Genomic DNA, 16,523 nt, shown 5'->3' with positions numbered 1-16,523 from the left:
ATGCAGATCCTGATCAACTGGTTCCCGCTGTTCATCCTGATCGGCCTGTGGATCTTCTTCATGCGGCAGATGCAGGGTGGCGCCGGCGGCCGCGGTGCCATGTCCTTCGCCAAGAGCAAGGCGCGCATGCTGAGCGAGGACCAGGTCAAGGTCACCTTCGCCGACATGGCCGGCGCCGAGGAGGCTAAGGAAGAGGTCGTCGAGGTCGTGGACTTCCTGAAGGACCCGTCCAAGTTCCAGAAGCTCGGCGGCAAGATCCCGAAGGGCGTGCTCATGGTGGGCCCGCCGGGCACCGGTAAGACGCTGCTCGCCCGTGCCATCGCCGGAGAGGCCAAGGTGCCCTTCTTCACCATCTCCGGCTCCGACTTCGTGGAGATGTTCGTCGGCGTCGGCGCCTCCCGCGTGCGCGACATGTTCGAGCAGGCGAAGAAGCACGCCCCCTGCATCATCTTCATCGATGAGATTGACGCCGTCGGCCGCCACCGCGGTGCCGGCCTTGGCGGCGGCCACGACGAGCGCGAGCAGACGCTGAACCAGCTGCTGGTGGAGATGGACGGCTTCGAGGGCAACGAGGGCGTCATCGTCATCGCCGCCACCAACCGGCCCGACGTGCTCGACCCGGCGCTGCTGCGCCCCGGGCGCTTCGACCGCCAGGTGGTGGTGCCGCTGCCGGATGTGCGCGGTCGCGAGCAGATCCTTAAGGTGCACATGCGCAAGGTGCCGAGCGCAGACGACGTGGTGCCGTCCGTGATCGCGCGGGGCACGCCCGGGTTCTCGGGTGCAGACCTTGCGAACCTGGTCAACGAGGCCGCGCTGTTCGCCGCCCGCGCCAACAAGCGCCTCGTGGACATGGAGGACATGGAAAAGGCGAAGGACAAGATCATGATGGGCGCCGAGCGCCGGTCCATGGTCATGTCGGACGACGAGAAAAAGCTCACGGCCTACCACGAGTCCGGTCATGCCATCGTCGGCCGCCTGGTGCCGGAGCATGATCCGGTGCACAAGGTCAGCATCATCCCGCGCGGCCGGGCGCTCGGCGTCACGCTCTTCCTGCCGGAGGACGACCGCTTCAGCTACAGCAAGCAGCGGCTGGAGAGCCAGATCTCCTCGCTGTTCGGCGGGCGCCTGGCGGAGGAGCTGATCTTCGGCCCGGAGATGGTCACCACGGGTGCCTCCAACGACATCCAGCGCGCCACGGAGCTTGCCCGCAACATGGTCACCAAGTGGGGACTGTCGGATAAGCTCGGCCCGCTCACCTACAGCGAGGATGAGCAGGAGGTCTTCCTCGGCCACTCGGTGACGCAGCACAAGAACGTCTCCGACGAGACCTCGCACCTGATCGACAAGGAGATCCGCAACTTCATCGACCGCAACTACGAGCGGGCGAAGTCGCTGCTGGAAGAGAACATGGAGAAGCTCCATACGATGGCTCAGGCGCTGATCAAGTACGAGACCATCGACGCCGACCAGATCACCGACATCATGGAAGGTCGGGTGCCGCGTCCGCCCAAGCAGTGGTCCGATGATGCCTCGCAGCCCCCGAGCGGCAGCGCCGATGCGCCGGCTTCGGCCCAGCCCGGCGGCAAGCCGGACACCGACCCGCGTCCCTCGGGCGGCCCCATCGGTGGCCCTGCGGGTGAGCATTGATCGACAGCGATGCAGCCGGCGGCCCGGCGTCGGATCGGCCGTCGGCTCCTGACCTGAAAGGCCCTGTTCTCCACTGCGGTGATCGCCGCGTAGACCTGAGCACCCCCCGCGTCATGGGGGTGCTCAACGTCACCCCCGATTCCTTCTCGGACGGGGGTGATTTTTTTGCGCGCGATACGGCTCTTCGCCGCGCCGAGCAGATGGTCGCCGAGGGGGCTGACATCATCGACGTGGGCGGCGAGTCCACCCGCCCGGGGGCCGACGCCGTGTCCATGCAGGATGAGCGTCGCCGCGTCGTGCCGGTAATCGAAGCGTTGGCGCGGCGTCTTCCCGTGCCTGTGTCCGTGGATACCTCCAAGCCCGAGGTGATGCGGGCGGCGGCCGACGCCGGGGCGAGTCTCATCAACGACGTGCGAGCGCTGCGTGCGCCGGGCGCCCTCGCGGCGGCGGTCTCCCTGGGCCTGCCGGTCTGCCTGATGCACATGCAGGGGGAGCCTCGCACCATGCAGGAAAGCCCCACCTATGGCGATGTCGTGGCCGAGGTGGGGAACTTCCTCAAAGCCCGCATCGCCGCCTGCCTCGCCGCTGGTCTGCCAGGGGAGCGTCTGCTGCTCGATCCGGGCTTTGGCTTCGGCAAGCGCTTGGCGCATAATCTCGCACTTTTGGCGCGGCTCCCGGAGCTGGCAGAGATCGGACCGCCCTTGCTGGTGGGCATCTCACGCAAGTCCATGCTCGGGGCCATCACGGGCCGGCCGGTGGCGGAGCGCTTGCCCGCCGGGCTGGCGGCAGCCGTGCTTGCCGCCCGGAGCGGCGCGCGCATCCTGCGGGTGCACGATGTCGCCCCGACCGTGGATGCGCTCAAGGTGGTGGCGGCGGTTGCCGCTGCCACGGCACAAGCTCCTGCCGAGCAAGGGGAACCTGGTTGAAGCGAAAGTACTTCGGCACCGATGGCATCCGCGGGCGCGTCGGCGAGCCCACCATCAGTCCTGATTTCGTCGTCAAGCTCGGCTGGGCCGCCGGTCGCGTCTTGGGCGGCACGGGCGCGGGGACGGTGCTCATCGGCAAGGACACGCGCATCTCGGGCTACATGTTTGAGTCTGCGCTTGAGGCCGGGCTGGTGGCGGCCGGGGTCGATATCCGCCTGCTGGGCCCGATGCCCACCCCCGGCGTGGCCTACCTTACCCGCACCTTCCGGGCCGCCGCCGGCATCGTCATCACCGCGTCTCACAACCCCTACGACGACAACGGCATCAAGTTCTTCTCCGCTGCGGGGGACAAACTGCCGGACGCCGTGGAGTTCGCCGTCGAGGCGGAGATCGATCGTCCGCTGGTGACCGTCCCCGCCGCCGAGCTGGGTAAGGTCAAGCGGGTGGACGATGCCGCGGGTCGCTACATCGAGTTCTGCAAGAGCAGCTTCCCGCAGGCGCTCTCGCTCAAGGGGCTCAAGATCGTCATCGACTGTGCCCACGGCGCTACGTACAACATCGCCCCCTATGTGTTCGAGGAGCTGGGCGCGCAGGTGGTCACCATCGGCGCGGCGCCGGACGGGCTCAACATCAACCGTGAGGTGGGCTCCACCAAGCCGGAGACGCTGGCGGCCCGGGTCCTGGAGGAGCAGGCGGCGCTGGGCATCGCCTTCGACGGCGACGGCGACCGGCTGATGATGGTGGATGCCGGCGGCGCCGTCATCGACGGCGATGCGCTGATCTACATCATCGCCAAGTCGCGGCTGGCCGCCGGCTGCCTGCACGGCCCCGTGGTCGGTACCCTGATGAGCAACCTGGGCCTGGAGCTGGCGCTGCGCCGCCTTGACGTGGCCTTCGACCGGACCAACGTCGGCGACCGCTACATCATGGAGCACCTCAAGGTCAGCGACGGCGTGCTCGGCGGCGAGCCGTCCGGACACATCATCTGCCGCGACCGTACCTCCACCGGCGACGGCATCGTCGCCGCGCTGCAGGTCCTGGCAGCACTCACCGAGCAGGGCTGTACGCTCGCCGAGGCCGCCGCAGAGGTGGAGCACTACCCGCAGGTGCTGGTGAACGTGCGCCTTGAGCGCCGCATGGACCCGACGACGCTGCCCGCCGTACAGGCGGCGGTGCAGGGGGCGGAGGCGGAGCTGGCGGGGCAGGGGCGGGTACTGCTGCGCCCGTCCGGCACCGAGCCCGTCGTGCGCGTGATGGTGGAGGGCATGGACCCGCAGCAGGTGCAGGGCATCGCGGAGCAGCTGGCAGAGACGGTGCGTGCAGAGATCGGCGCCTGAGCGTTGCCGCGGAGTCGCCCCGCCGCGGGCATCTTGAGCACAATGCAGCGCCGGTGCAGTGCGTCCGTGCCGGTGCGAGCGCTGCGGCGAGGGCGCGGAGTCTTTCCGAACAGGAGCATTCCATGTCATCGACGACCTCCATCCATGGCATGTGGTCCTCGCGGCTGGCGTTCATCCTGGCCGCCACGGGCTCGGCCGTGGGGCTCGGCAACATCTGGCGCTTCCCCTACACCGCCGGCGAGTACGGTGGCGGCGCCTTCGTGCTCGTCTACCTGTTGTGCGTCGCCGCCATCGGCCTCCCCATCATGATGGCGGAGATCATGCTCGGCCGCCGCGGCCGGCAAAGCCCCATCAACACCATGCGGGCGCTGGCCCGGGAGGAGGGCGTGAGTCCGCTCTGGCAGCTGCTGGGCTGGATGGGGATTCTCGCGGGCTTTCTGATCCTGTCCTTCTACAGCGTCATCGCCGGCTGGACGCTGGCCTATGTGTTCCGCGCCGGCAGCGGCAGTTTCGGCGGGGCGGATGCGGCCGCCGCCGAGGCCATGTTCGCCGCCCTGGTGGCGGACCCGGAGCGGCTCCTCGCCTGGCATACCATCTTCATGGTCATGACCGTGCTGGTGGTGGCACGCGGTGTCGCGAGCGGCCTGGAGCGGGCCGTGCGCTGGCTCATGCCCGCGCTCTTCCTGCTCCTGGTGGTGATGGTGTTCTATGCGGCACAGGCCGGAGACTTCGCCGCCGGGCTCGAGTACATGTTCTATCCGGACTTCGCGGAGCTGGGCGCCCACCCGGGCGAAGCCATACTGAGCGCCATGGGGCAGGCCTTTTTTTCGCTGAGCCTCGGCATGGGTGCGATCATGATCTACGGTTCCTACCTCAACAGCCGCGCCTCCATCGGCCAGAACGCCATCATCATTGCCGCGATGGACACCTTGGTGGCGCTGCTGGCGGGCATGGCCATCTTCCCCATTGTGCTGTCCAACGGCCTGGAGCCGGGCAGCGGACCCGGGCTGATCTTCCAGACGCTGCCCATCGCCTTTGGCCAGATGCCGGGCGGTGTGCTGTTCGGCACCGTATTCTTCGTGCTGCTGGTGTTCGCGGCCTGGACCTCCGCCATCTCGCTGCTCGAGCCCATGACCGCCTGGCTGGTGGAGAATCGGGGCTTCAGCCGGGCGCGTGCGGCGGCGCTCGGCGGCACCGTCGTCTGGCTGCTCGGCATCGCCTGCCTGCTGTCGCTGAACATCTGGTCCGAGGTCACGCTGTTCGGCAAGGGCTTCCTGGATCTCTTCGACTACATCACCGCCAACGTCCTGTTGCCCTTGGGCGGCGTCTTCATTGCAATCTTCGCCGGCTGGATTATGCGCCGGGCGTCCACTGAGGACGAGCTCGGCCTGCACGGCGACGGCTTCGCCTACCGCGCCTGGTGGCTGCTGGTGCGCTTCGTGGCGCCGGTCTGCGTGGTGCTGGTCTTCCTGCATGCCATCGGGCTGTTCTGACGTGCCTGTCATCAAGAAGAGCGCACTGGTGCGGCATTCGGCGGAGCAGATGTTCAAGCTCGTCGCCGACGTGGAGGGCTACCCTCAGTTCCTGCCCTGGTGCAATTCCGCCAAGCTGCTGTCGGCCACGGACGAGGAGATCTGCGGGCGCATCGAGGTGGCGCGCATGGGCGTGCGGCAGACCTTTTCCACCTGTAACCGCATCGAGCCGCCGGAGCGCATGTACATCGATCTCATCGACGGTCCCTTCCGCAAGCTGACGGGGCTTTGGACCTTCAGGCGCCTGCGGGAGGATGCCTGCAAGGTGGAGCTGGAGCTGGACTTCGAGTTCTCCGGCCGCCTCATCGACAAGGCCTTCGGCGGGGTCTTCGGCACCATCGCCAACTCCCTGGTGGATGCCTTCTGCAAACGCGCCGACGAGGTATACGGTGACTGACGAGACCATTCGCGTGGAGGTGGCCTATGCCCGCGAGCAGGCGCAGGCCCTGCTGCCGGTGCAGGGGCCCCGGGGACTGACCATCGCCGAGGCCATCGAGCGCTCGGGCATCCTGCAGCGCTTCCCGGAGATCGATCTGGCCGCCAACAAGGTGGGCGTCTTCGGCAAGGTGGCCAAGCTCGACACGGCCCTTGCCGACGGCGACCGGGTGGAGATCTACCCGCCGCTCATCGCCGATCCCAAGCAGGCGCGCAAGGCGCGGGCTGCGGAGACGGCGAGCACGCCGGCGGGCGCGAAGGCGGACTGAGCCCAAGAGCTTGGTCCCGATGCCGGCAGGAGCTCACGGGCCAGGCGGGCTGCTCACGCGGCATCGCCTTGCGCTGCGGGCGCAGACCTGACCGTTGTGCAGCGGGCGGCCTCGGCTCAGACTCGCAGGCAAGCCGCCCGACCGCCCGGCGCCGCGCGGGCAGGAGGGATGGCGGGGTCGCTAGTCGCGGTCCAGCCCAACCGCGTCCAGGGTACGGCCGATGATGCCGGGGCGGTCCTCGTAGTCCGGCACCTTGACGATGATCTCCGGGTTGTCCTCACCCGGAATGCCCTGGTCCGGGTCCGGCGGGACGAACCCCTCAATGCGCACCAGCGCATCGTCCTCGAAGAATAGCGTCAGGGGCTTCTTCTCCATGGGCTGGTGGCCGCGCTGCATGGTGTACGTATAGTCCCAGCGGTTGCTGTGGAACATGTCCGTCAGCAGCGGGGTGCCGAGCAGATAGCGCACCTGCGCCCGGTTCATGCCGAGCTGCAGCTGATCGAGCATGTCCTTGCTGACAATGTTGCCCTGCTGCACCGGCATCTTGTACACGAAGGGCAGCCTGGAGAGCATGGCGTCCTCGTGATACTCATCGGGCTTCTTGTTGCGCGCACATCCGAATTGTGCGGCAATAGTCAGGATGATCAGGAGAATGACAATCTTTCGCATCGGGTCCACTGCATCTGTTGCGGCGGCCGCGGCTACCGGGTCATGGTGGCGCGCAGGCGCGTCGCGGAATCGCCGCGCCAGCCCATCAGGCCCATCAGGCCCCTCGGGCGCCTCAGGGCGCTGCCGGTGCGCAGCCGGCGTGCGGATGGGGGCCAAGTCTAACCCAGCCGGCGCGATGCATCATTCGCCGGTGCGGGGCGGCGCCCATGCTTGCGGTTCGAGGTGCTTGCGGCTCGGGGGATGAGGCGATGATGGAGAACCAACAGATCAAGCAGGCGGGGCTCAAGGTGACCCTGCCCAGGGTCAAGATCCTGAATGTTCTCGAGACGAGCGAGCTGCGCCACCTGAGCGCTGAGGATGTCTACAAGGAGCTCCTCGCCGCCGGCGAGGAGATCGGCCTAGCCACCATCTACCGTGTGCTGACCCAGTTCGAGGGGGCGGGCCTGGTCTGCCGCCACCACTTCGAGGGCGGCCAGTCGGTGTTCGAGCTCAATCGCGGCGGCCACCACGACCACCTGGTCTGCGTCAAGTGCGGCAAGGTGGTGGAGTTCGTCTCGGAGATCATCGAAGAGCGCCAGCGTGCCATCGCCGCCGAGCACGGCTTCGAGATCGAGGATCACTCACTCATTATCTACGGTGTCTGCAAAGCGTGCCGGGAGTCTGCCTGACACGACCCGCCGCGCAGCCGCACCCAGGCATCCCACCGGCGCTCGACCGCGTGTTGCCCTGGGTCGGGCTGCTGCCGCGGGCGTACTGCACAGGTGCATGGCGCGCGCCCCACAGCCTATGCCCCAGCAAATGCAGCCGGAGATCCGCATCGACCTCGGGCGACAACGGCTGACCCTGCTCGGCCCTGACGGTGTGCGCGTCTACCCCATCTCCACGGGCGCCAACGGCCCGGGTGAGGCGCAGGGAAGCGGCTGCACGCCGCGGGGACGGCATCGGGTACGGCTCAAGATCGGGGCCGGTTGCCCGGTGGGCGCCGTGTTCCGCGGCCGGCGCTGGACCGGCGAGGTGTTCAGCCCCGCGCTGGCCGCCCGACAGCCCGGTCGGGATTGGATCCTGACCCGCATCCTCTGGCTCACGGGCACCGAATCCGGGCGCAACCGAGGCGGCAGCGTCGACAGCCTGCGGCGCTTCATCTACATCCACGGCTGTCCGCCCACCGAGCCCATGGGCGTGCCGCGCTCCCACGGCTGTATCCGCATGCGCGACGTCGACCTCACCGAGCTGTTCGACGCCGTCCCGGTGGGGACGGCGGTGGACATCGGCTGATACGGGTGCGCGGGGCCCGGTTGCGGACAGCGTGCCTGCGGCGATCCTGACCCGTCTCGCGAGCGCCCTCGTGGTGGTGCTGGGCGTCTGCACCTTGGTGTTCCTGCTGATCCATCTGGTGCCCGGGGACCCGGTGGAGGCCATGCTCGGGGAGCGCGCCCAGGCGGCGGACCGGGCTGCGCTGCGCGCCGCGCTGGGCCTGGATCTGCCCCTGTGGGAGCAGTACCAACGCTATCTCGTGGGGCTCCTGCATCTGGACCTCGGTGTGTCGTTCCTGGATCAGCGGCCGGTAGTGACCATCCTCGGCGAGCGCCTGCCGGCGACTCTGCGCCTTGCGCTGGCGGCGCTGGGTATCGCCGTCGTCATCGCGTTGCCGCTCGGGGTGCTGGCGGCGCGCTGGCGCGGCACGGCGGTGGACTCGGCGGCCATGTCGCTGTCGCTGGTGGGCATCTCGGTGCCGAACTTCTGGCTCGGCCCGCTGCTGATCCTGGTGTTCTCGCTGTGGCTCGGCTGGACACCGGTGAGCGGTGACGAGGCCCCGACGTCCATCGTGCTGCCGGCGATCACCCTGGGCACCGCACTCGCTGCCATCCTCGCGCGCATGGTGCGGGCGAGTATGCTGGAGGTGCTCGGCGAGGACTATGTGCGCACCGCCCGGGCCAAGGGCCTCGGTGAGACGGCGGTGCTCTGGCGGCACGCCCTGCGCAATGCCTGGCTGCCCGTGCTGACCGTCATCGGCCTGCAGCTCGGCGGACTGCTCGCCGGCGCCGTGATCACCGAGACCGTGTTCGCCTGGCCCGGCATCGGCAGCCTGTTGGTGGACGCCATCAAGGCCCGCGACTTTCCGGTGGTGCAGGGCTGCGTGCTGCTGATCAGCCTCGCCTACGTGCTGGTCAACACCTTGACGGACCTGGCCTATGCCTGGATCGATCCGCGCATCGGCACCGCCTGAGCCGCCCGCTCAGCCCAGGGCCGGATTGCCCGTGGCCCGGGCACCGCTGCGCCGGCTCCTGTGGATGTTCCCGTGGCTGGTGCTGCTGGCGTGGCTGATCGCCGCGCTGGCGGGTCCGTTCCTGGGCACGGCGGCGAACACCGTGGATCTGCCGCGGATTCTGGCGCCGCCGGCACCGGGGCTCGCGCTTGGCGCGGACGACCTGGGCCGGCCGGTGCTGGCGCGGCTCGCGGCGGGGGCGGGGACGTCCATGGCGGTGGGCTTCGGCGTCGTCCTGCTCTCCGCCGGCGTCGGCGCCCTGGTGGGTGGCGTTGCGGGGTTCGTCGGCGGCTGGCTGGACTTGGTGGTGGTGCGCATCATCGACATCTTTCTGGCCTTCCCGGGCATCCTGCTGGCCATTGCGCTGGCGGGTATCCTCGGCCCCGGGCTCGGCAACGTGGTGATGGCCCTCGCCGTGGTGAGCTGGGTGGGGTACGCGCGCCTGGCGCGTGCGCAGGTGCTTTCGCTGCGCAGTCGCGACCATGTGCTCGCCGCGCGTGCCCTGGGTGCCGGCCCGGGGCGAATCCTGCTGCGGCACCTGCTGCCGCTCGCCGCGGCCCCGCTGATCGTCGAGGCGACTTTCGGCATCGCCGGTGCCGTGGTCGCCGAGGCTGGGTTATCCTTCCTGGGGCTCGGTGTGCAGCCGCCGGCCGCGTCCTGGGGCAGCATGATTCGCGATGGAGTCTCGCACATGCTGACGGCGCCGCACCTGGTGGCGGCGCCCGGTGCCGCGCTGATGCTCGTGGTGCTGGCGGTCAATCTGCTCGGCGACCGACTGCGCGATCGCCTGGATGTCCGCTCGCGCTGAGCACTGCCGGCATTGCGCGCGTTGCCGGAGCCCGCTGCCGGAGCCCGCTGCCGGAGCCGACTTACCGGCGCAGCCCGCCCTGTCAGTTGCGCCCGGGCCTGCCGCCCGTCCTGCCCGCTCATTCTCCCCGCTCGTCCTAACACCCTAGGAGTCGTCCCATGCCGAAGATGTCCGCGGATCATTACGCCGCCGTGCTCTCGCGCGCCGAATGCCTGGTGGACCAATCCGGCGTCGATGCCGCGCTGGATGCCATGGCCGCGGACATTGCCGCACGCCTCGGCGACAAGGACCCGCTGGTGCTGTCAGTGGTCACCGGCGGCATCGTCGTCGCAGGTCTGCTGCTGCCGCGCCTGCAGTTCCCGCTGCGGCTCGACTATGCGCACGCCACGCGTTACCGCGGGGCACTCAGTGGCGCTGACCTGCACTGGCAGCACCGGCCGGTGGAAGCGGTGCGCGATGAGCACGTGCTGGTGGTGGATGACATATTCGACCAGGGCCACACCATGGAGGCCATTGCCGCTGCCTGCCGCGAGGATGGGGCGCGGAGCGTCACCACGGCCGTGCTCGCGCTGAAGGAAGGCGCGGCAGAGACCACTTATCGGCCCGATGTCATCGGGCTGCGACTGCCGAACCGCTACGTCATGGGCTATGGGCTCGACTACAAGCGCTATTTCCGCAATCTGCCGGGTATTTACGCCGCGGCGGATGAAGATATCTGACGCCCCGAGCAGAGGCCCATCACTCGGCAAAACGCTAATATAATGAAGGGCTTTTTGACATTGCAGACGCCATGGGTTAAACCATGGCAGACATACGGCTCGCATGCGGGGGTATTCCGGTGCGCGACACACTGGGCCGACACCGGGGCACCCGCCGGGGCCGATGCAGCCGTCTTGCCGGTGCCTTCACCGCAACACCGGCCCGCCGGGTGCCGCAAGTCCAGGTGCCCCGGGCGGTGACAACATCGACGGCTCACCGCAGCGAACGAGGAGGATGGGTCATGCAATCACTCGATGGCTATCGCAATAGCCACGCCGAGCTGCGCCAGATGATCGACGATCTGCGCTCCATCATGAGCGTCGACCAGCTCAAGATCCGGCCAAACGCCAAGACCGCTTACGAGCTCATGTGCGACCTGGCCAAAAAGGTCAAGGCGCACCTCGCCGAAGAAGACCGGCAGTTGTACCCCAATCTGCTGATCCACGAAGATCCGAAGGTCAAGTCCATCGCCTGGGGCTTCATCAGCGGTGAGAAGCCGCTGCGGCGCACCTTCGACGAGTACTACAAGAAATGGCTCAAGGACTGCGATTTCAATTTCACGGAGGAATTCCTCGAAGAGTCCCATGAAATCTTCGACATGCTGACTTACCGCATCGATCGCGAGGAGCAGGTGCTGTTCCCCAAGCTGGTGGAGATCGGCATGTTCGCGTCCTACGCCGAGCAGCGCGCCTGAGGTCGTCCTCAGCGCCTCGGACGGGGCGCCGCGCAGGGCACGGCGGCCGCGCTCTGGTCTCCAATCCCAAAGCCGCGCCGACACGCCGGCGCAGACTGCCACCGCCACGGCCGGTGCCCTCGGGCACCGGCCTTGTCATGTTCTGCGTAGGCGAAAATCCCCGCCGGTTTGCCGCAGTCGCCGCCGGCGCGTAGACTGCGCGCGTTTTGTCGCCCACGACCCGGGCGCCGGCTGCAACGCACCGCAGGCGAGCGTCCAAACGCCCACGGAGCACCTGCATGGGCCTGCTCGGCATCATCGGCGGATCCGGCTTCAGCACCCTGCCGGAGGTGGAGGTCATCCACCGCGAATGGGTGCAGACGGCCTACGGTGCCCCGTCGGCGGAGCTGCTCACGCTGTCACACCAGGGCCGGCAGTTCTGCTTCCTGCCGCGCCATGGTGCCGGCCACAGCATCCCGCCGCATGCCATCAACTACCGGGCCAACATCCAGGCCCTCGCCGACCGCGGCGTCACCCGGCTCATCGCCCTGGGCGCCGTCGGCGGCATTGCGCCGGATTGCGGTCCGCTGCGGCTCTGTGTGCCGGATCAGCTCATCGACTACACCTGGGGCCGGCTCGGTACCTTCCACGACGGCACCGACGGCGACGTGGTGCACGTGGACTTCACGGCGCCCTTTACGCCAGCGCTGCGGGAGACCCTGTTGTCAGCGGGCGCTCACCTCGCGCTGGACCTGCGCGCGGGTGGTACCTACGGCGTCACCCAGGGGCCCCGGCTGGAGACCGCGGCGGAGATTCGCCGTCTGGAGCGCGACGGCTGCGATCTGGTGGGCATGACGGCCATGCCCGAGGCCGCCCTGGCGCGCGAGCGCGGGCTCGATTATGCGCTGCTGGCCTTCGTGGTCAACTGGGCCGCGGGCAAGGCGGCCGGCGAGGTGGGCATGGCCGAGATCGAGTCGAACCTGGCCCGTTGCGGCGACGCCGTCCGGCGGCTCCTGCTGGCGGTTGCGACGGATGGCTGATGACCGTCGCCTGACCCCGGCAGCGCTCCCGGGCGCCGGGGTGCCGTGACGCTGCGCCCCGCCGCGGGCACCTACGCGACCGGCCGCGGGCGGCACGCCCTTCTGAGCCGGGCGGGCGCCATGGTCCGCCAAGGGTTATTATGGGCGTCTGAATTTCGAAGCACGAGGTGATCGACATGGCCGAATCAGGCGAACAAGCTTCCAACAGCCGGCTCAGTTTCCTGCCCAAGCTCCTGCTCTGGGGCTTGGTGCTGCTGTTCGGCTACCTCTACCTCGGCGCCGTCGAGCGCAGCGAGCAGATGACGCAGGCGCCGATGGCTGCGGCGCCGGCGGAAGAGGCGGCGGAGCCGGCCGCGGCATCCGACGCCGCCGGCACCGAGACCGCAACGGCGGCCAGTGCCGCGCAGGCGCCCGCCGACAGCGCGCCAGCGGCCGCGTCGACGCCCAAGCCTGCACCGGCGGCGCCCGCCGAGCCGAAGGCCGCGCCGGAGGAGCCGCAGGCGGTTGCAGCCCAGCCCTCCCACCAGCCCTCCCAACCCAGCAGACCCCAACCCGAGCCGACGCCTGCCCAGCCCCCGGCACCCGAGCCGGCCGCGCCTGAGACGGCGGCGGCACCAGAGCCCGCTGAAGCCACGGCGTCGGCCCCCGAGGGCGACGCAGAGGCGGAGAAGGTGAGCAAGGCCGAGGCCGAGGCCTTCGCCCAGGCGGTCATGCGCGAGGAGTCGAGAAGCCCGGAGGGCGAGGCCGAGTCCACAGCCGCGACCGAGCCCGCCGCGGCACCGGCCCAATCCGCCCCGAAGCAGCCGGCCCAGAAGCAGCAGGCTGCAGCGCCGACCCCCCAGCCAATCAGCCCGGCGCCCATCAGCCCGGCGCCCACCAGCCCGGCGCCCACCAGCCCGGCGCCCAGCAGCCCAACGATTGCGAGCCCAGCACAGCCCCAGCCCCAGGCCCAGCCTGCCGCACCCCAGGCGCCTGCGCCAGCACCGGCGGGGTCCGCCCCGTCCCGCGGCACGACCCCGCCGGCGATGGCCATGCCGCAGCGGCCGACGCCGCCGGCTCGCCAGTCGGCGGCGGCAGCCGCTCAGGCCGCCCAGGCGCGGCGGGCGGAGCTGCTGGAGCAGTACGATGCCATGCGCAAGCAGGCCATGGAGGAGGCGCAGAAGCGCTGGCAGCAGTACTACAACAATCGCCCGCCCATGCCCAGGGGGGCGCCGCCCATGCCCATGTACCCGGGTTATGCGCCGGGCCGGGTGCCGGCGCCGCCCGCTGCGGGCCAGTAGGCCTGAGGCTCAGTAGATCCTGAGTCTGAAGGCGGAACCGGCGCAGCGGCGCCGGTGATTCGCCGATGATCCGCCCGCGGCGGCGGCGTGAGCCGCCGCGGGCTGTTGGTCCATCGAGACCGGGCTCGGGCGCCGTCCGCAACCGGCATCCGCCTACACACCTTCCCGGCGCGGTGTCGCCGTCTCTGTTCCGTGTGCGCGGAACATGCTGTAATCCCCGCCCATGTTCCGACCCCTGCCCCTGTTCGTCGGCCTGCGCTACACGCGGGCAAAGCGGCGCAACCACTTTATTTCTTTCATCTCCCTCATCTCCATGCTGGGCATCACGCTCGGTATCGTGGCGCTCATCGTGGTGTTGTCGGTGATGAACGGCTTCCACAAAGAGATCCAGGAGCGCATCCTCGGCATGGCCTCCCATGCGACGCTGAGCGTCCCGGACGGTGGTATCACAGACTGGGAGGCGCTGGTGGCGCGGGTGCAGGCGTATCCGGACGTGGTGGGCGCGGCGCCCTATGTGGAGCTGGAATCCATGCTCATGCACGCCGGCCGGACCAATGCGGCGCTGCTGCGGGGCATCGTGCCGGACCGCGAGGACGCGGTCTCCGATCTGCGCCGCGACATGGTCATCGGCAGCGTGGACGACCTGGTGCCCGGCGGCTTCAACATCGTGCTCGGTGTCGAGCTGGCGGCGGTCCTGGGGGTCGGCGTCGGCGACAAGGTGACGGTGGTGACACCGCAGCTGAACGCGACCCCCGTCGGCGTCATGCCCAGGCTCAAGGCGTTCAGCGTGGTGGGGCTGTTCGAGGTGGGCATGTCCGATTACGACCGCGGTGCCGGCTTCATGCATATGGCCGATGCCGCGCTCCTGATGCGGCTCGGGGAGGCCGCCGAGGGCGTGCGGCTCAAGCTCGCGGACATGTTCGATGCGCCGCTGGTGTCCCGCGAGGTCGCCTACGCGCTGAATGCCCAGGCAACCGCCGGGCAGACCGAGTCCGGCGAGCCGGGCGCCGCCGTCGCCTATCGCGTCACGGACTGGACCCAGGTGCACCGCAACTTCTTCGCGGCGCTGCGCACCGAGAAGCGCATGATGACCATCATCCTGTTCCTCATCGTCGCCGTGGCGGCCTTCAACATCGTCTCCACCCTGGTGATGGTGGTGACGGACAAGCGCGCGGACATCGCCGTGCTGCGCACCCTGGGCGCCTCGCCGGGGCGGGTGATGGCCATCTTCATGGTGCAGGGCACCACCATCGGCGTCGCCGGCACCCTGTTGGGCGTCGTCGGCGGCGTGCTGCTCGGTTGGAACGTGGAGCCCATCGTCGCGAGCATCGAGCGCGCCTTCGGCGTGCACTTTCTCGACCCGAGCATCTACTACATCAGCGCGCTGCCCTCGGACGTGCGGGCCGGCGACGTGCTGCGCGTCGGCGGCGGTGCCTTCCTGATGTCGGTGCTCGCCACCCTGTATCCGGCCTGGCGCGCCGCACGCACGGACCCGGCGGAGGCGCTGCGGTATGAATGACCTCGCCCCCGGCGCGGTACCCGGCCCGGAGGCGGCGGCTGCGCCCGCCGATCCTGTGCTGGAGGCCCGCGGTGTCGGCAAGACCTTCCGCCAGGGCCCGCAGGAGGTGGTGGTGCTGCGCGCGGTGGACCTGGTCGTCCACCGCGGCGAGCGTATCGCCATCGTCGGCGCCTCCGGCTCCGGCAAGAGCACGCTGCTGCATTGTCTGGGCGGGCTGGAGCGGCCCTCCACCGGCCGGGTGCTCTGGTCCGGGCAGGACCCCATGCGGCTGTCCGAGCGCCACCGCGGCCTGCTGCGCAACCGCCGGCTCGGCTTCGTCTACCAGTTCCATCACCTGCTGCCCGAGTTCACGGCGCTCGAGAACGTGGCCATGCCGCTGCTTATCCGTCACCTGCCACCGGCCGAGGCGCAGGAGCGGGCGGCGGCCCTGCTGGCGCGGGTCGGGCTCGATCACCGGCTCACACACAAGCCGGCGGAGCTCTCCGGCGGTGAGCGCCAGCGCGCCGCACTGGCCCGGGCGCTGGTGACGCGCCCGGACTGCGTGCTGGCGGACGAGCCCACCGGCAACCTGGACCGGCACACGGCGGCCGACGTCTATGAGCTGATGCTGGAGCTGAACGCAGAGGTGGGCACCAGCTTCGTCATCGTCACGCACGACCTGGACCTCGCCGCGCGGGCGGATCAGATCCGGCGGCTGGACGACGGTGTGCTGTCCCGGGCCGCGGCGTAGCGCTCCCGGCGGCGCCGGATCTCGCGCAGCAGGCTCCGCCGCCAGAGCCACTGCACCGTGAAATAGCCGATGGCGGCCACGCAGCAGGCGCAGATGATGCAGCCGAGCATCAGCGGCCCGAGCACGCCGAGCCAGTTGTGCCAGTCGAGCCAGAATTCCGGCTCGAAGGTGCGCACCGGCTGGCCCGTGAGCAGGGCGCCGATGACATAGGCCAGATAGAACATGGGGGGGATGGTCAGCGGATTGCTGAGCCACACCAGGGATGCCGCAATGGGCAGGTTGACGCGCAGCTTGATGGCGGCCGCCGCGGCCATGAACACCTGCCCGAAGGGCGGCATGTACATCATGAACAGGCCGACGGCCACCGCCCCGGAGGCCGAGCGGCGATTCAGGTGCCACAGATTCGGGTCCTGCAGCAGGCTGCCGAACACACGGATCCAGCGGCTTTCCAGGATCACGTGCGGGTCTGGCAGGATACCCTTGAGCCAGCGTCTCACGGTGTCGGGTCGGGGGCCTGTGTATGGGCGGCGCCGCGGGGAGTATACGCCAGCGCCGGCGCGCCGGAAGCAGGCGGCCGGCGTCTGCCGGCTGTCGGGATCAGACCCCGCCGTCGCCCCGACCGCTCTGTTGAAC

18 protein-coding genes are annotated in these 16,523 nt (G+C 69.4%); 16 read left to right on the top strand and 2 right to left on the bottom strand.

From position 1 onward, the window contains the following. From ftsH to QZ607_RS21010, 6 genes are all read left to right on the top strand, one after another. Nucleotides 1–1,647 (top strand): ATP-dependent zinc metalloprotease FtsH (gene ftsH, locus QZ607_RS21035; protein ID WP_295886769.1); only part of this gene is annotated, 1,647 nt, incomplete at its 5' end. Between the two features lie 113 nt (nt 1,648–1,760). After that, entirely contained in the window at nt 1,761–2,573 is an 813-nt protein-coding gene (gene folP, locus QZ607_RS21030) for a dihydropteroate synthase (protein ID WP_295886767.1), read from the top strand. Beyond that, the gene (gene glmM / locus QZ607_RS21025) at nt 2,570–3,910 is read left to right on the top strand and encodes a phosphoglucosamine mutase (RefSeq protein ID WP_295886765.1); all 1,341 of its coding nucleotides are present in this window, start codon (nt 2,570–2,572) and stop codon (nt 3,908–3,910) included. Before folP ends, glmM begins: the two co-directional genes overlap by 4 nt. Before the next feature lie 122 nt (nt 3,911–4,032). Then, entirely contained in the window at nt 4,033–5,403 is a 1,371-nt protein-coding gene (locus tag QZ607_RS21020) for a sodium-dependent transporter (protein ID WP_295886762.1), read from the top strand. Between the two features lies 1 nt (nt 5,404). Continuing rightward, nucleotides 5,405–5,839 carry a type II toxin-antitoxin system RatA family toxin gene (locus tag QZ607_RS21015; RefSeq protein WP_295886760.1) on the top strand — a complete coding sequence of 145 codons (435 nt, stop codon included), beginning with the start codon at nt 5,405–5,407 and terminating at the stop codon, nt 5,837–5,839. After that, complete coding sequence (locus QZ607_RS21010) at nt 5,832–6,146, top strand: RnfH family protein (RefSeq protein WP_295886759.1); 315 nt, start codon at nt 5,832–5,834, stop codon at nt 6,144–6,146. Before QZ607_RS21015 ends, QZ607_RS21010 begins: the two co-directional genes overlap by 8 nt. A 180-nt stretch (nt 6,147–6,326) precedes the next feature. Here QZ607_RS21010 and QZ607_RS21005 read toward each other — a convergent pair whose 3' ends face one another. Continuing rightward, the gene (locus QZ607_RS21005; protein WP_295886756.1) at nt 6,327–6,815 is read right to left on the bottom strand and encodes an outer membrane protein assembly factor BamE; all 489 of its coding nucleotides are present in this window, start codon (nt 6,813–6,815) and stop codon (nt 6,327–6,329) included. Nucleotides 6,816–7,066: 251 nt separating this feature from the next. On the opposite strand from QZ607_RS21005, the gene fur reads away from it, so the two are divergent. The 10 genes from fur to lolD all read left to right on the top strand — a co-directional run bounded on the left by fur (nt 7,067) and on the right by lolD (nt 15,890). Beyond that, entirely contained in the window at nt 7,067–7,483 is a 417-nt protein-coding gene (fur, locus tag QZ607_RS21000) for a ferric iron uptake transcriptional regulator (protein WP_295886754.1), read from the top strand. A 118-nt stretch (nt 7,484–7,601) separates the two neighbouring features. Beyond that, nucleotides 7,602–8,090, top strand: coding sequence for a L,D-transpeptidase (locus tag QZ607_RS20995; protein ID WP_295886751.1), 489 nt, complete (start codon nt 7,602–7,604; stop codon nt 8,088–8,090). A 31-nt stretch (nt 8,091–8,121) separates the two neighbouring features. Beyond that, nucleotides 8,122–9,042: a nickel ABC transporter permease gene (gene nikB, locus QZ607_RS20990; RefSeq protein WP_295886747.1), complete on the top strand. Its 921-nt coding sequence runs from the start codon at nt 8,122–8,124 to the stop codon at nt 9,040–9,042. A 64-nt stretch (nt 9,043–9,106) separates the two neighbouring features. Further along, a complete protein-coding gene (locus QZ607_RS20985; RefSeq protein WP_295886777.1) occupies nt 9,107–9,889 on the top strand; it encodes an ABC transporter permease in 783 nt (260 codons plus the stop codon). A 158-nt stretch (nt 9,890–10,047) separates the two neighbouring features. Beyond that, nucleotides 10,048–10,608, top strand: a complete 561-nt coding sequence (locus tag QZ607_RS20980) for a hypoxanthine-guanine phosphoribosyltransferase (RefSeq protein ID WP_295886746.1) — start codon at nt 10,048–10,050, stop codon at nt 10,606–10,608. A gap of 281 nt (nt 10,609–10,889) precedes the next feature. Continuing rightward, entirely contained in the window at nt 10,890–11,342 is a 453-nt protein-coding gene (locus tag QZ607_RS20975) for a hemerythrin domain-containing protein (protein ID WP_295886744.1), read from the top strand. A gap of 278 nt (nt 11,343–11,620) precedes the next feature. Beyond that, nucleotides 11,621–12,361: an S-methyl-5'-thioinosine phosphorylase gene (locus QZ607_RS20970; RefSeq protein ID WP_295886741.1), complete on the top strand. Its 741-nt coding sequence runs from the start codon at nt 11,621–11,623 to the stop codon at nt 12,359–12,361. A gap of 176 nt (nt 12,362–12,537) precedes the next feature. Then, complete coding sequence (locus tag QZ607_RS20965) at nt 12,538–13,641, top strand: hypothetical protein (RefSeq protein ID WP_295886739.1); 1,104 nt, start codon at nt 12,538–12,540, stop codon at nt 13,639–13,641. A 223-nt stretch (nt 13,642–13,864) separates the two neighbouring features. Next, complete coding sequence (locus QZ607_RS20960) at nt 13,865–15,160, top strand: lipoprotein-releasing ABC transporter permease subunit (RefSeq protein ID WP_295886737.1); 1,296 nt, start codon at nt 13,865–13,867, stop codon at nt 15,158–15,160. Then, nucleotides 15,153–15,890 (top strand): lipoprotein-releasing ABC transporter ATP-binding protein LolD, encoded by a 738-nt coding sequence (gene lolD / locus QZ607_RS20955; RefSeq protein ID WP_295886735.1) that lies wholly within the window; start codon nt 15,153–15,155, stop codon nt 15,888–15,890. The genes QZ607_RS20960 and lolD overlap by 8 nt, the downstream gene beginning before the upstream one ends. Here lolD and QZ607_RS20950 read toward each other — a convergent pair. Next, nucleotides 15,842–16,387: a DUF2062 domain-containing protein gene (locus QZ607_RS20950; RefSeq protein ID WP_295886733.1), complete on the bottom strand. Its 546-nt coding sequence runs from the start codon at nt 16,385–16,387 to the stop codon at nt 15,842–15,844. The two genes, lolD and QZ607_RS20950, sit on opposite strands and share 49 nt — an antisense overlap. Between the last annotated feature and the right edge of the window lie 136 nt (nt 16,388–16,523).

The sequence above is a fragment of the uncultured Thiohalocapsa sp. genome (genome assembly GCF_913063425.1).
GTDB lineage: Bacteria > Pseudomonadota > Gammaproteobacteria > Chromatiales > Chromatiaceae > Thiohalocapsa.
This window is presented reverse-complemented; position numbering and strand designations above follow the sequence as displayed.

Bases quoted from the DNA above. Each gene is read 5' to 3' on its own strand.
- folP (WP_295886767.1), top strand. From the start codon at position 1,761: ATGGGGGTGCTCAACGTCACCCCCGATTCCTTCTCGGACGGGGGTGAT.
- QZ607_RS21020 (WP_295886762.1), top strand. From the start codon at position 4,033: ATGTCATCGACGACCTCCATCCATGGCATGTGGTCCTCGCGGCTGGCG.
- QZ607_RS21005 (WP_295886756.1), bottom strand. From the start codon at position 6,815: ATGCGAAAGATTGTCATTCTCCTGATCATCCTGACTATTGCCGCACAA.
- fur (WP_295886754.1), top strand. From the start codon at position 7,067: ATGGAGAACCAACAGATCAAGCAGGCGGGGCTCAAGGTGACCCTGCCC.
- QZ607_RS20995 (WP_295886751.1), top strand. From the start codon at position 7,602: ATGCCCCAGCAAATGCAGCCGGAGATCCGCATCGACCTCGGGCGACAA.
- QZ607_RS20985 (WP_295886777.1), top strand. From the start codon at position 9,107: ATGTTCCCGTGGCTGGTGCTGCTGGCGTGGCTGATCGCCGCGCTGGCG.
- QZ607_RS20980 (WP_295886746.1), top strand. From the start codon at position 10,048: ATGCCGAAGATGTCCGCGGATCATTACGCCGCCGTGCTCTCGCGCGCC.
- QZ607_RS20975 (WP_295886744.1), top strand. From the start codon at position 10,890: ATGCAATCACTCGATGGCTATCGCAATAGCCACGCCGAGCTGCGCCAG.
- QZ607_RS20970 (WP_295886741.1), top strand. From the start codon at position 11,621: ATGGGCCTGCTCGGCATCATCGGCGGATCCGGCTTCAGCACCCTGCCG.
- QZ607_RS20965 (WP_295886739.1), top strand. From the start codon at position 12,538: ATGGCCGAATCAGGCGAACAAGCTTCCAACAGCCGGCTCAGTTTCCTG.
- QZ607_RS20960 (WP_295886737.1), top strand. From the start codon at position 13,865: ATGTTCCGACCCCTGCCCCTGTTCGTCGGCCTGCGCTACACGCGGGCA.
- lolD (WP_295886735.1), top strand. From the start codon at position 15,153: ATGAATGACCTCGCCCCCGGCGCGGTACCCGGCCCGGAGGCGGCGGCT.